This window comes from Marinitoga sp. 1155, assembly GCF_001021175.1.
Classification (GTDB): domain Bacteria; phylum Thermotogota; class Thermotogae; order Petrotogales; family Petrotogaceae; genus Marinitoga.
In genome coordinates, this window is sequence record NZ_AZAX01000027.1 from 30,378 (window position 1) to 46,101 (window position 15,724).

The 15,724-nt window shown below is 25.8% G+C and carries 11 protein-coding genes; 4 read left to right on the forward strand and 7 right to left on the reverse strand.

Annotated elements, in window-relative coordinates:
* Positions 1-177 precede the first annotated feature (177 nt).
* The 7 genes from trxB to X274_RS08130 all read right to left on the reverse strand — a co-directional run bounded on the left by trxB (position 178) and on the right by X274_RS08130 (position 8,513).
* Entirely contained in the window at positions 178-1,134 is a 957-nt protein-coding gene (trxB, locus tag X274_RS08100; protein ID WP_047266331.1) for a thioredoxin-disulfide reductase, read from the reverse strand.
* 2 nt (positions 1,135-1,136) lie between these two features.
* On the reverse strand, positions 1,137-1,814 hold the full coding sequence (pdo, locus tag X274_RS08105) for a protein disulfide oxidoreductase (RefSeq protein ID WP_052913253.1): 678 nt from the start codon (positions 1,812-1,814) through the stop codon (positions 1,137-1,139).
* A 16-nt stretch (positions 1,815-1,830) separates the two neighbouring features.
* Positions 1,831-2,190, reverse strand: coding sequence for a PadR family transcriptional regulator (locus X274_RS08110; protein WP_052913254.1), 360 nt, complete (start codon positions 2,188-2,190; stop codon positions 1,831-1,833).
* Between the two features lie 140 nt (positions 2,191-2,330).
* On the reverse strand, positions 2,331-4,757 hold the full coding sequence (locus X274_RS11645) for an HD domain-containing phosphohydrolase (protein ID WP_052913255.1): 2,427 nt from the start codon (positions 4,755-4,757) through the stop codon (positions 2,331-2,333).
* A gap of 92 nt (positions 4,758-4,849) precedes the next feature.
* Positions 4,850-6,508: a sensor domain-containing diguanylate cyclase gene (locus X274_RS08120; protein WP_047266332.1), complete on the reverse strand. Its 1,659-nt coding sequence runs from the start codon at positions 6,506-6,508 to the stop codon at positions 4,850-4,852.
* 18 nt (positions 6,509-6,526) lie between these two features.
* Positions 6,527-7,549 carry an alpha/beta hydrolase gene (locus X274_RS08125; protein WP_047266333.1) on the reverse strand — a complete coding sequence of 341 codons (1,023 nt, stop codon included), beginning with the start codon at positions 7,547-7,549 and terminating at the stop codon, positions 6,527-6,529.
* Positions 7,539-8,513, reverse strand: a complete 975-nt coding sequence (locus X274_RS08130; RefSeq protein WP_197073342.1) for an alpha/beta hydrolase family protein — start codon at positions 8,511-8,513, stop codon at positions 7,539-7,541. The genes X274_RS08125 and X274_RS08130 overlap by 11 nt, the downstream gene beginning before the upstream one ends.
* Positions 8,514-8,603: 90 nt before the next feature.
* On the opposite strand from X274_RS08130, the gene X274_RS08135 reads away from it, so the two are divergent.
* From X274_RS08135 to X274_RS08150, 4 genes are all read left to right on the forward strand, one after another.
* Positions 8,604-9,596, forward strand: a complete 993-nt coding sequence (locus X274_RS08135) for a hypothetical protein (protein WP_047266334.1) — start codon at positions 8,604-8,606, stop codon at positions 9,594-9,596.
* A gap of 261 nt (positions 9,597-9,857) precedes the next feature.
* Positions 9,858-11,957 carry a hypothetical protein gene (locus X274_RS08140; RefSeq protein ID WP_047266335.1) on the forward strand — a complete coding sequence of 700 codons (2,100 nt, stop codon included), beginning with the start codon at positions 9,858-9,860 and terminating at the stop codon, positions 11,955-11,957.
* 27 nt (positions 11,958-11,984) lie between these two features.
* Positions 11,985-14,639 carry a hypothetical protein gene (locus tag X274_RS08145; RefSeq protein WP_047266336.1) on the forward strand — a complete coding sequence of 885 codons (2,655 nt, stop codon included), beginning with the start codon at positions 11,985-11,987 and terminating at the stop codon, positions 14,637-14,639.
* Positions 14,636-15,646, forward strand: coding sequence for a mannose-1-phosphate guanylyltransferase (locus X274_RS08150; protein WP_047266337.1), 1,011 nt, complete (start codon positions 14,636-14,638; stop codon positions 15,644-15,646). Before X274_RS08145 ends, X274_RS08150 begins: the two co-directional genes overlap by 4 nt.
* Positions 15,647-15,724: the final 78 nt, after the last annotated feature.

The window sequence follows — 15,724 nt, forward strand, 5'->3', positions numbered from 1 at the left end:
TCCATGTTCGGCTTCACTCAATTTTGCATCCGTGCAAAATTGTCCGGCTTCATATGCTATTTTTTCAGGCAATTTTCGAGTTTTCGCTTACTTTACTAATTGGACACCCTAATCAAGCGAGATAAAAAAATAAAAAGGGGTTTTAACCCCTTTTTAGTTTTTTGAATTTATCAAATTTTAATTAAAATATTCTCTTACTGCAAACGATGCTGCGATTGCTCCATCAGCAGCTGCAGTTATGATTTGTCTTAATTCTTTTTGTATAACATCTCCTGCAGCAAAAACACCTTTTACATTTGTTTCTCTATGTTCGTCTACTATTATATATCCATAATCATCCAATTTTATTTTATCTTTAAATAATTGAGTTACAGGCAATAAACCCACAAACACAAATACACCATCAACATCAAAATTTGTTACTTCACCATTTTCTCTGTTTTCAAGTACTAATTGATTTACCTTTTTATCCCCTTTAATTTCTTTAACAACAGAATTCCATATGAATTTGATGTTTGCTGTATTGAAAGCCTTATCCTGGTAGATTTTATCAGCTCTTAATTTATCTCTTCTATGAATAATATAAACTTCTTTGGCTATTTTTGAAAGATATAGGGCTTCTTCTACTGCGGTATTTCCTCCACCAATTACAGCAACTTTCTGATTTTTGAAAAAATGTCCATCACAAGTTGCACAGTAAGAAACTCCACGACCTGCAAATTCTTTCTCACCTGGTACGTTTAATTTTCTTGGTGTTGCGCCAGTAGCAATAACTACTGTTTTTGTTTTTACAATATTCCCATCATCAAGAGAAATTATTTTTTCCTCTTTCTCAAAATTTACATTAATAACTTCACCATAATGAAATTCAACACCAAACTTTTTAGCATGTTCTCCCATTTTTTCTGCTAATTCTTCACCGGTAATTGATGAAAAACCAGGATAATTTTCAACATATTCGGTTAAATTAATCTGACCACCATCTAAATCCTTTTCTATTATCAACGGTTTAATTCCACCCTGAACAGCGTATATGCCAGCTGCAACACCGGCAGGGCCTCCACCTATAATAATCATATCATAATATTCTTTTAGATTACTTTTACTTTTAGAGGTTCCCAAGTCAAAAAACATGTTTACCCCTCCACAGCTTTTAATACTTCTTCAACAAAGTTTGGTTCAGGATATGCACCTATAAATTCACCTTTTACTACCCATTCACCATCTTCAAACACTTCTATAACAGTATGTGGGACAGAACTTACATTATGTTTTGATGATATTTCGAAAAATTCATTTGCTTCAACCATTTCACCATTGATGTTTTCATTTATCATTGCAGCCTGTTGTGCTGATAATACCGCTCTTGGGCAGTATGGACATGTTGGAGTAACAAAAACTCTTAATCTCATTTTTTTATTTATATTTTTTAATTTTGCTACAGCATCTTCAGATAATTCTACTTCACCATTTTTGGATAATAATATCAAATCCTGTAATAATGTGCTGAATTCGTGTCCGGATGGTATACCATAAAATCTTACACCTAAATCTGAACCATTTGAGGCTAATATAACTGTAGCTGGAGCTAAAGTTTTATCTATTTCATATTCTTCAGCAATAGGTGAATTTATATCATAAATATCCAAATCTACGTTTTCCACACCTTCTTTTAATTCTGTGTATAACTGTTTTGTTACATCACAATATTCGCAATTTTCCTTTTCAAATAATATTATTTTTACTCTACCTTTCATTTCTGATAATAATTCCCTAACTTGTTCTAATGTCTTTTCATCTAACAATTTTTCCACAAAAAACACCTCCGCGTTATATATTTTCTTTTGCTTTTTTAATAAAATTCTTCAATACTACAATTTGCTCTTCCATCTCTATGATGAAATTATTTATTCTTTCTTTTCCTTTTTTAGTGATCTTATATATTTTTCTTGGTGGACTTGAAGTAGTATCCCAATCAAATTCTATTTCTTTTCTTTTTTCTAATTCAGATAATGCTCTGTATACCCTTCCTTTTTGACCAATTCCTTCTGGTATGGTTATTCCCATCTCGCATAGTCTGTTCGATAATTCATAACCATAACTTGCTTTCTCTGCTATTAGTATCAACAAAAGATCACATATTAATTTTCCACTTTTATTAAAGACCTTACATTTACTCATAGATTCCATTTCTTCCCTCCAAATATAACAAAAAAAGTCTGATATCATCAATCATATTATATACAAAATGTATATATTTGTCAACAAAAAAAGATAACAATACTGTATTTGTTATATTTAAAAAGAGTTACAAAATTAATTTAGTATTATTAATCCGAAAATGAATTATATATCTCCTTAATTTCATTGGAATATTTTCTGAAAATATTTAAAATTTCTGGATTAAAATCTTCAGGAGAAGTTCTATCATCACCTTCTAATATAATATTCATAGCAGATTCATGCGATAATGCTTCTTTATATGGTCTTTTTGAACGAAGTGCGTCATAAACATCTACTATTGAAACTATCTGTGCCTCTATCGGTATTTTTTCGCTTTTTAAATTAAAAGGATAACCCCCGCCATTATATTTTTCATGATGATATATAGCTATTCTTAAGGCGGTATCAAAATAAGGATCGTCACCCAATAGTCGCTCAGCATAAATTGTATGTTTCTTCATAATCTCATATTCTTCATCTGTTAGTCTGCTTTTTTTATTTAATATTTCAAGTGGAATAAAAATTTTTCCTATATCATGCAACGGAGCAAATTCCCGCATTTCAAGAATTCTTTCAGCAGGCAAATTTAATTTTTTTGCAATGAAAGATGCTAATTCTCCTACTCTATATATATGCTGTCCAGTTATATCATCATGTGCCTCCGCTATTAATGCCAATTTGCTTGCAAAATTAAGATATGCATTTTTTACCTGATCTATATTTAATTTGGAAGATAGTGCAGTCTTTGCAATATTAATAAATGCTTGAAATATCATTTTATCAGTATCATTAAAGGATTTTTTGCTATTTTTTGTTGTTTCCAGAGAAAAACTCAACGTTTTATCCTTACTAATATTTATAGTAGCAATCATTATTTCATTAATTGGTTTAGCAGTTTTTAAAAATTCCTGTCTTATTTTTTTATTATCAAACACTTTTTTATTATATTGCTCTAAATCTTTGCCTTTCATTACTTTTAGTTTTTCGCCTGTTTTTATCATATATTTACTTTTAAGTGGTAAATTTCTTAATTTTTCAATATCATAACCTACAGCAGAAATAAATTTCCAGTGTTCTCCATCAGAAATGGAAATACTACCATAATCTGCTGTTTCAGAAAGTTCTATAGCAAATTTTAATAAATAATCGAAGTAACTACGAAGATCAATTTCCTTATTACCGAGATATTGTATTAAATCTATTATTTTAAATAATTTTTGATTTAACAATTGTAATTCTGCATTTGTAATTTCTAGATTTTTTTGATGATTAATATTTTCTGTTATATCAACCCATAAAACCAAAAGACCATTTTCTTTGTTTGGTAAAGTGATTGCTGTTTTATAATCTTTAAAGTAAAGCTTTTTATTATTTATATTCAACATAAAAATATCAATAAACCCTTTTCTTTTTGAAGATAGAATATCAATGTCTTCTATTATTGATTCTTCTAAAAGGCTTTTGTTTGTACTGTTAAATAAATCCAATAACGATTTACCTATAATATTTTCTTTTTTTAGTCCCAGTAAATTTGCAAAAGCATTATTTACAAATACAATTTCCTGTTCTATGTTTTTGATGTATATTGGATTAGGAGATAAATTTACAATTTCTTCTATAAGCTTTTTTGAACTATTCAATTCTATAACCTTATTTTCTAATTCTAAAAGTGTTTTTTTCAATGCAGTGGTTCTATTTTCTACTCTTTTTTTTAATATTTTTGAATGCATATAAAATATTGCGATTATCAATATTGCGATTGTTAAACCAAAAAGAATCATGTATTTTAACCAGTCTGGTATTTTTTCTCTAATAATCGGTTCAAAGTATTTATCAAAAATTCTATAATAAAATGAATTATTATCCTCTTTTAATTTTTTTAATTGTTTATCAATCAAATCAAAAATATTTTTTAAATTACTATCCTTATACATAATATATCCGCCAATTGGCTTAAATATTATAGAAGTCTTCTTTACATTATATTTCTTTTCCTGATCAAGGCCAAAAAATCTTGGAACAACACCAGCATCAATTTTTTTTCTATCCAACATTTTAAATATATCTTCATATGTATCAAATTCAACAAATTTAGCCTTAATATTAAAACCTTTTAATAAATCTTTTATTCCATCCTTGCCTTCATAGAAGATATCTGTTTTCATTACACCAATTTTTTTATTTTTTAAATCAAGAATAGATGAAAGATTAAGATTTTTTCTTGTATAAATAACAGCCCATTCAAAAAATACAGCCTCTTGATTAAAATGAAAAAATTGAGACCTTTCTGGCGTAAAAGCCAATGGTGCAACACCATCGATTTTGCCACTTTTAAGTTTTTCTATCAAATTTTGTTGTGAGTCAATAATTATGTTCAATTCTATGCTATTATTATCTGCAATAAATTCAAGAATATCATTTAAAAAACCATTATTTTCATCAATAACAACAGGTGGAGCTTTATACAAACCTATTGTTATTGAAAAGGAAAAAATGTTTATTATTATAATAATTATAAAAAATATTTTTTTCATATTAAAATCACCTTACTATTGTATTATGGTATATTCTATAATATCATTTTAAAGTAAATTTTCAGGTTGTCAAGAGGTTAAAAATTTTAACATTAACATATTATCTTATTTTTTCCTTTGTTTTTAGCCCTATAAGCTTTTTTATCAGCTGCTTTTATCAGTTTTAAAATAGAAGTTTTTTTGTTATCTTCAATTCCAACACTAAATTTCACATGAACTTTTAAAAGCTTTTTTCTTATTCTTTTTAGAATATTACGAGCGGTAAATTTGTCTACATCTTCAAAAATAATTACAAATTCATCTCCACCATACCTATAAGCTTTATCCTTCTCTCTGATAGAAACTTTTATAATATCGGAAATCTCTTTTAAAATCATATCTCCTTTTAGATGCCCATATTTATCATTAATATATTTAAAATTATCTAAATCTATAAAGGCTAAAGCTATTAATTTTTCTCTTTTTTCATATATTTCTAAATCTTTTCTTAATTTAGATGAATTATATAACCCGGTTAAATGATCTATTTCGCTTAATTTCTTTATTTCAGTAAAATAATTTCCATGAATAAGTATCATAGATACTATTTTTGCCAATACAGATAATGTTTGCATATCTTCTGTTGTTGGTCTTAAACCATCTTCCGGAGTGTCGCATGAGATATATCCAATTATTTCATCATTCTTATTTCTCAGTGTAAGTGCCAGCAAATCTTTTTCATTCCATAAATAATCTTTATCATAAATATTTGCTGTTATATTTTGCTCAAAAATAAAATAGTTATTTTCGTTTATATTTTCTGCAAAATTAGGTATAAAATATACCTCACCATATCTATACTCATTTTTAAATACATTCTCAATAATTTCTGACGCTCTTACTTTTCTTTTTCTTAATTTTTCAAAGTCTTCTTTTGAAAAACCTGCATATACAACTCTTTTAATTTCATCGTTTTGATAATCGATCTCTGAAATTAGTACATATTTGTATTGAAATTTCTCATTAAGAAGTTTTGCAACTTCTCTTAATATGACTTCTTTTGGCGCTTTAATAGAATATGCATGTAATAAATTAGAGAATTCCAGCATAATTTCATTAAATTTTTTTAATCTTTTATTTTTAACCCGTTCTTCTTCTTTTTCATAAAGATATTTGGTTATGAAAAAATATATACCTAAAAATAACAAATTTTGAAGTAAAAAATAATGTCTTACTAAAAGATTTCTGGATATCAAATATAAATATATACTTGGTAATGTGGCAATAAAAAATATATATTCTATAAAAAACATATTCAATTTAAAGTTTTTGATATCAACAAAAATAGTATTTAATATTTTAGCAATAGTAACAAACAAAAATAATTCGAAATAAATGTTTAAATTAAATTCAAGCTTTTCAACAATTATATACGAACCATAATACATTATAAAATATACAAAGAATTTTCTAATTCTCTGTATAAGACTAACTTTATTATCTATTCTTAATATAGTAATTGCAGCAGAATATAGTATATATTGTGGTCCTAATAAAAATGCAATTAAAAATCCTGGAATATTTGATACAAGACGCTTCTCATTTCTCCATTTCACATTGATATTATCTGATATAAATGTTATTAATAAAACACCAAAAAGTTTGTGTAAATCAAAGTTAAAATCAAAAGGAAAATAAATTAAAAGAAAAAAACTAAATATTCCTTCAAAAATTATTTTTTTCGTATACCCCCAATTAATCTTTTTATTCATCATGTCCCCCCACTGTTTTTATTTTTTTAATATTTCATCATCGAGAACTTCATCGATTTCATCGAATCCATAAAGTCTGGCTTTTATTCTCAAATCATCGATGTTTAGCAAGTTCATGATATTTTTAGCCAGTAAAAATTCAAAGGGCAACCACGTTACATGTCCCGTTGGGATTATATAATATCTTGCCTCTTTAAATTCGCCTGCTAACATCCTTCTGCTTTTTTTTGAAAGTGTTTTATCAAAAATTGCTTCAACAAACGTAACCTTTTTAGAATCAATTAAGTGCGCATACGACAGCGGATCAACCTTAAATAAAGGGTGAATATTATCTGATTCAATTAATTCTTTTAAAGACATTTTTCTTACAAATCCAAACTGTTTTTTATAAATTTCAAAAATTTTTTCAGGATTATGCAGATCACAATCTTCTCTAAAACCCTTTTCTATCAATCTTTTTACAAATTTTGTTGCAGGAGAATTATATAATATCTCCGGTAAATTTCCCCCTGTTGTCATAAGTAAAAGATGTTTTAATTGAGGATTTAAAGCTTCAACAATAGTTCCAACCATTCCACCAAGACAATATCCTATAAGAATATTTTCTTTTTTCCATACACCTTCCTGTTTTAAAAAATCAATTGTAGATAATGCATCGACAACACCATGTTCCCAAAATTGATACATTATTTTTATATTCGGCCACAAATAATTTCTTCCACTGACAGAATTTTTATCTACTCTTGTATAATTTCCCGGCAAAATTAAAATAGATGTATTTATCCCCACACTTGCAAGTCTTCTTGCCATCCATAACATATATTTAACATTTGCACTACCGAGTCCATGTAAAATTAAAGCAGATGCATATGTTTTGTCTTTTGGCATAAAATTATATATTTCAACAATTTCTGTGCCTTTAGCTGGATTTTTATAAAGTGTATTGAATCTGATATAATTGCATCTATAGTGCTTTCCTTTAAAAATAAAACCGGAAATATAATCAATTTTTTTCTTTTCATATGAAAAATCAATCTTCATTTTTCATCAATCCCCTTATAAACTTTACCGTTTCATTTAATATCTTTATAGTCTGAATATCATTATTTTCAAATTCAAAGGCGTGATCTCCATTTTTATGGACCAATATTTTAGTCTGTATACCTTTTTCTCTTAATTTCTTTAACAGCTCAATTGAAGATGAAAATGGGACGGTTTTATCCTCTTTTCCATGAACAAGCAACACAGGTTTCATATTTTCATTAATCCAGAAAATTGGTGAATAATATAAATATTCCCCTTCTTTAGATGGAGTTGGAAGTCCTTTTAATGTAGTTACTGTTGCAACCTTTGCAAAAATAGATTTTACTTCTTTATCGAATAAATGTTTTAAATTAGCAGGAGTATAATACAGAATAACCCCTTTTATACCTTCAACATGTTGTATATTCTTTACAAATGTATTGTATGCGTAGTATAATAATGTAAGATGGCCTCCAGCAGACAACCCCATTAAGAGAATATTATTTTTATCTAAATATAAATTCTTTGAGTTATTTTTTATATAATTCAGAGCATCTGTATAATCAGATAATATTTCATTCATAGTATGTGAAATACCAAGCCTATAATCAATAGAAACAACGGCAAATCCTCTGGATGCTAAAAATTTACACCATGATACATTGTTTTTTTGATTTCTAAAACCGGAAACCCATCCTCCACCATGTGCAAAAAAGATTATCGGATACATTTCTTTTTTCTCTTCTGGATAATATATATCCAGCTTCAATTCTTTATTTTTAATCTTTTTATATACATAAGTTTTCACAATACCAGAGTATTTTGTATCTATAGGTAGTTTCCTAAACAACAAATTTGAAATATATATAATAGACCATAAAACAAATCCATATATTAAGACAATTCCTCCCCATGAGCATGAGAGAATTATAATAAATATTGTGTATACCTTTTTTAGTTTTTCTTTATTCAAAATAATCACCTGTAATCATTTAAATCTTAATAGATTTCTTATTTTTTAACATCCTGATAATCTAATTATACAATAAAAAATCAAAAGGAGCAAATAGATATGAGTTTTGGTAAGATATTAAAAATAATAGAAGAAAAAGATTTTTCTATTCATAATCAAAACACAAGAAGAGAAATATCAAAGATAAACAAATGGTTATTAAAGCCACGAGAATTAACACATAGAAAATTACTATCCATACTTAAATTTTTAAGCAAAAATGCTGAAAGGAAAATATTGAACAAACATTTAAATGATTTGCAATTTTTACTGATTCATATAGTAGAAAAACCAAAAGAAAACAGAATAAACGATTTGAAAAAATATTACAATCTATTAGAAGAAGATATTGAAACAATAAAATTTCTGATGTATCCAGAAAAATTTCCGCCGGGAGGTTATGAAAAAAAATTAAAAAAATATGGTATAGAATTATATTCTCCAAAAGTAATCTTTAAAAAATTACCTTTTAAAGATTATATTGATTTATATGCCTTGATGACATATGTGCCTCTCGATGAAAAAAATCCATTCATTCAAAATCTGCTTGATGAAATCCTGAATCTTGACTTTCTTGAGGATAAAAAAGCATATTTTAAAAAACTTATGGATATTTATAAAAGTCTTAATGATTTTGAACAACATATTTTAAATATACAATTAAAAAATTTTTCTTATTATCATTATAAATTATTCAATACAAATTCCGTAAAAGGTATTGTTATTGATGGAAGCAATGTAATTAGACATGAAAACAAAAATTCAATTCAACAATTAATAGAAATACTTGACAACATGTTTCTTGGAAAAATTGTATTTTTCCCGGTTCATATAGTTTTTGATAATAATATAGAATATTTTCTAAATGAAGAGGATAGGAAAACTTTAAAAAGATTAGCTGAAAAGAAAAGAGTATATTTTAATTCGCCTGCCGATGAAATGATAATATATATCTCCAGAAAATTTGACTATTATATACTTTCCAATGATAGATTTAAAGAATATAAAGTTGATGAAAATAAATTATTGAAAATAGAAAAATTTAAACTTTAATATTAACTATATTTATAGTGTCATCAATAATGTGTGCACATTATATGGACTAAAAGAAGGTTGTTTATCAGGTGAAGAATAATATAAGAGTTAATAGGGGAAATATATTATTTTCGCACCTTTTAATGTTAAAGTTTAGTTAAAAGAGGTCGAATATAAATAAAGAATATATCAAAATACAGATATCTATGATAAAATTATAGAGAATATTATTTATTATATGATGTCCAAAAATAAAATTTTATACTCGGGGGTGTTATTGTGAAAAAGTTTGGGATTTCACTATTTTTGCTATTTTCTTTATTGGTATTTTCAGTAAATTCTCCAAAGCAACCTATATTGTTTTTTAATGTTGATGATTCAGTTAAAGGATTACCGACAAATTTGCAGAATCTAATAAATATTGCTTTATATGAAAATCTTGACTCTGAAACAAATTTTCCAGTATTTGACTCAAGATTTTCATATAATTTTTATCCACAGGATAATGTATATACAGTAGAAGTTGCTGTTTCTGCAGCTAGAATTCTGGGATTAGAAAATCAAATATTAAAAAAGTATCCACTTTCTTCACCAACATTTGAAGATATAAAATCCGATTTAGAAAAAATTTATATTCAAAACGGTTATGATTTTTCAAGAAACTTTGGATATATGGAATATATTAATGAATACTTTAAAAACAAACTTGGAGTACCTCTTTTTGATTCTTTTATTCCATTAAAAAAAATAGATAAATCTGATGCAATAAAATATATTTTAAAAATATTTACACTATATGCTTTGGAAAACAACTGGAATTTTGGCTATTATATTCCAATGACAAATACGAAAAACATGGTTACCTATGCAGAAGAATTAAATTATAGACTCGGTGCAGGGATAAGTTCTCCTGATGATATTGGTTATATTTCAGTATTTGAAAAATACTTTTTTATAAAATATGATGGTAAGATTATACCTGTTATAAAACTGCCTTATTTTCAGGAAAATAACACATTTAAAGGTGACAGTTTGATCAATAGAGCGCAGTTTTATTCTTTAATTAGTGTAATTTTTGGAAATATTCCAAAGCAGATAGATAAAGATGAATTAATTCCTGTAAGAACTTTAAATAATATGATATCTTATTTACCAAAAACAACTTTAACAGGAGAACCTATATTGTTTGAAATCAAATCAACTTCCAGTTCTATAGTAAAATATATAGAACCATATAAATTTTCCAATGACGTTGTAAAATTCAAGACCAAAGATGGCGAATTGATAACACTCGATAATTCTAAAATTACAGTAAAAACAAATTATTATATTGAAAATATTGTAGAAAATACATCACACACAAAAACATTAAAAAGGCAAAAAGAAGATTATTATAATGGTAAATCCTTTGCTATGAATTATAAATATCTTGATGAAAAAGATGAAAATACAGCTAAATTCGAATTTTTAAGTTCAGGTACAATAAAAAGAGATGAAAATGGAATCTGGATAGTAAACACAACACACGATTATAACAGGAAAATAAAAATACCGAATAATTTAGTTTTATCCAAAAAATTTAAAATAGATGGAAATAATATAAAAATAAAATGGTATTCTGTTGATGTTGAAACACTATCTGAAATGAAAAAGATTGCTACAAAGAGAATTCCCGGTATTCCGGAAAAATACATAAAATTGCACAGAGAAGTGAAAGCTGAAGATATACCAGATAATATAGGAATACTTTTTAAAACAGAAGTAAAATATAATTATAGAAAGAAAATCATAAAATCAGACTATCAAAATTCAACTGTAAATTATTTCAAAGTAAAAGATAGGCTAAATGCAAAAAGAGAATATGCAACTTTAAGTTCTTTAAACGAATTTTTGAGTTATTATAATAATTTTGAAAAAATAGATTCTGAAGAAAATTATTCATTTGTAAATTACTGGAAAGATATTTCAAAAAAATTAAATGAGTTAAAAACTGCTGAAAAAGCTCGTTTTGTTCCTGAAATGAAAATAAATATAGATTTAGTTGAAGAAACGTTCTACCAAAAACCTAAAGATATGGCAATATATTTCTGGACATTTTATGGTGGGAAACTTGTATCCTTTGAACCTGCAACATATAGACTATTCACGCAAAAATTTGTAGCTCCACTAAAATACAATCCTAATGCATATTTATATGTAAAATATAAGGATGGAACAACAAAAAGTGGAAAAATAAGAGAAATTGGTAAGAAATTGCTATATAATGATACACAAGAATATTTAAGAGATATGCTTCTGTGGTTTCAGGTTGCTTTAAAAGTTGATAAATATGGAAACAGATACCTCGAAATAGTATATATTATTGCAGAAGAAATTTAATAAAGGTGGCTCTCTCTGGAGGTAAATATGAAAAAAAAATACATATTCTTTATTGTTATACCGTTAATATTATTGGTTTTAATATTTAAACCAATAAAAGTGGTTTTAAACTTAAATACACCATTTGAAAATATGACTTACACATTAAAAATCGATAATAAAACATATGATATATCGAAAGATATATGGATGTTTCCAGGAAAGCACAAAATTGAAATTAACTTAAGTAAAAATATATTAAAAAAAGAAATTAAAGTACCTTATTTTTCTTTTTCAAAGCAGTATTATAACATAGTTTTAAAAGAACCTATTATAAATGTCTCTTATGAAAGAAAAGACTATAATAAAATATTACTTTATCTTAATTCAAAAAACTATATTCTGGATTATTGGAAAATTTCATACAATGATAGAGAATACCAAACAACATTATCAACATATAATATCTTTATATCTCCATATGTAAACACTTCCTTAAAAGTAAAAGGCTATATTCAAAACAAAAAGATATATGAAAAAATATTTGACATAAAGGCTCCTCTATCTGAAATTATAGATTATAATATAAAGATAGATAATTATATAAATCTATCATTTGAATTAAATAATAAGATGATAAATCCTATTAAATATGACATTTATAAAAATGGTGAATTTATTGAAACTATAAAAAATAATAGTTATAAAGACAAATTCACATATGACGTAGTAAAATATGAAATTATTCCAATTTATCCTTCAGGGTATAGAGGAAAAAAATATAAAATTATAAAACCAGCTTTACCAGAAATACCGGATGAAATTAGTAAAAAAGAATTGAATCTGAATTACGACGAAATAACCCTAAACGGTAAAAAATATTCAAAAGAAAACTTTGTGGAAGGTAAAAACGCATTAATAATTAAGATAAATAAAAATATAACGTGGTATAAAACAATTACACTTGATACAACTCCACCAAAAATAGAAAAAGTAACATTAAAATACAATGGTAAATATAAAATCAGTATTATCTCTGATGAAAGGGCAAAATTTGAATTAATCACAAAAGAAAATACATATACATTTGAAAGCGACGAATTTGAATTTAAATCAACTGGGAAAGATGCAACTTTACTGGCATATGACGAATTAAGCAATAGGACAAAACCTTTTATTATTAATTTAAATCCGTTTCCGGAATATAGAATAAATGTTCAGAACAACTTGATTTCTTTTAAATTTAAAAAAAATAATATTTCTGAATACTGTGAATTAAAGATTCTTGATGAAGAAAATAATTTAATCACTAGAATAGACATAAAAAAATTAAATGACTTTACATTTTCAAATTTATCTCCAGGAAAAGAGTATAAATTCATCTTGTATATTGATAATACTTTTAAAAAAACAATATATACAAAAATCACAAAACCACCAGGATTACAAATAAAGAAGTTTGAGAATATAAAAATAGGAACATTTTATATTGAGCTTTTAAATGATTATAAATATAATTATTATTCAATTGAACTTGAAGATTATTCCAAAACAGGCAATTTTTCTGGAAACTTTTTCAATTTAGAAATTCCACTTGAAAAATTAACCAGCGAAGGTACTTTAACTTTATGGAGAGAATTTAAAAATTTAAAAACAAAAAAAATTAAATTAAAATTAAAAGATAATTTTTTATACAAAAAAAAGATATATAAAAAACTTCCAGATATTTTAAAGGAAGAAGATGCTCCATATATTGTCTCTGAAGATCAAAATTTTAAAAACATAAAAATAAAAGGAAGAGTAGAAATATTAATGTTTCCAGATAAAAAAATCGTAGTAAATGGAATAGTTTTTAATGATAAAAGTTCCAAATTAATAATAAAACCTATTAAAGAGAGTTTTAAAGGTATTGAATTAAATTCTGGAATATTAAAAAATACAGAAATATACAATGCTTATACTGGCATCACTATAAATAAAAAGTTTGATTTATATAACCTTATTATAAAAAATTGTAAAACGGGCATTTATGGAAAAGATGCAACTGGTACAGCGTATAATATATTATTATACGATAATAATATAGGTGTTAATCTTATTAAAAGTTCTGTTGAAATAAAAAATTCCTTGTTTTTTGACAATGCAACTGCTTTTAGTTTTTATGATTCAGATATATATCTATACAATCTCTCTATTGCGGATTCAAAACTTGATATTGATTTATATAGCTCCAATTTAAAAATTAAAAGTTCGGATTTTTTAAACAGCATCAACTCAATCAAGAGTAATCTCAGCAATATATATATAATTTCATCTACATTTAGAAATAATAATAAAACTATTAAATCACTTAAAGATGAAAAATTGAAAATAGAAAAATCTAGATTTATAAACAATAATATTTCTCTGGATATATTTGAAACTCCTTTTAATATATACCTTTCAAGTTTTTTAAATAATGAAGTGGCTGTCAAAGTTTTCAATCCAAACAGTAATAAAAAGATAAATATAGAAAAATTTACAATAGAAAATTCTACATTTAAAAATAATAAAATGGATATATATATTGCTGGAAGCAATAATATATATTTAAAAAATACTTACATAAAAAATTATCTGGATGGAACTATATCACCAACATGGGTGGACGAAAGAGGAAAAATTCTAAACAGAGGAATTATAATTAGTGGAGGTGCGAAGTGAAAGCGATAATATTAGCCGGTGGTTCAGGAGAAAGGTTCTGGCCATTGAGCACATCAAAAAAACCAAAACAATTTTTAAAAATTTTTTCCAACAAATCATTAATTCGAGAGACCTTTGAACGATTAAATTACAGATTGCATTCAGAAGATATATACATAGTTACTGCTGAAAAATATAAAAATGAAACATTAAAAGAATTGCCTGAATTAGATGAAAAAAATATATTGCTGGAACCCGTTGCGAGAAATACTGCTCCGGCTTGTTTTCTTGGAACATTGGTTGCGGATGATAATGAAGTTGTATTTATACTACCAGCAGACCATTATATACCAGATAAAGAAAGGTTTTGGGAAACTGTAGAAAAGGGTGTATATGCTGCTGAGAAATATAATGGATTAATTACAATGGGGATATCCCCTACAAGGCCAGAAACTGGTTATGGATATATAGAGGTTGAAAAAGAAATAGAAAAAAAAATATTAAAAGTTTCCAGTTTTAAGGAAAAACCAGATTTAGAAACAGCATTAAAATATTTAAAAGATGGGAATTATTATTGGAATAGCGGTATGTTTTTTTGGAAAAAATCAATATTTTTAGAGGAAATGAAGAAATACAATGAAGATATATATAACTCATTAATAAAATTAAATCCTTTTAATATAGACCAATTGAATCAAGTATACCCAGATTTAAGGAAAATTAGTATAGATTATGCATTAATGGAAAAATCAAGTATAGTATATACAGTAAAAGCTGAATACGAATGGTCAGACGTAGGAAATTGGGTATCAGTAAGGGATATGGAAGGATTTTCTGATGAAAAAGATAATGTATATCTCATAGACAGTAAAAATGTATTTGTAAAATCTGAAAAAAATGTTGGTATTATAGGTCTTGACAATATCATAGTAATAGATACAAAAAATGGGATTTTAGTTGTAAAAGATAATAGAATAAATGAGATACGCGAAATAGTAAGCAGGTTAAAAGAAAAAGGTGAGTTTTAAAACTCACCTTTTTTATATATTCAAAAAATATTTAAGTTTCTTAACTTTTCTTTTTAGCATATTTAAAAAATAAGTGCT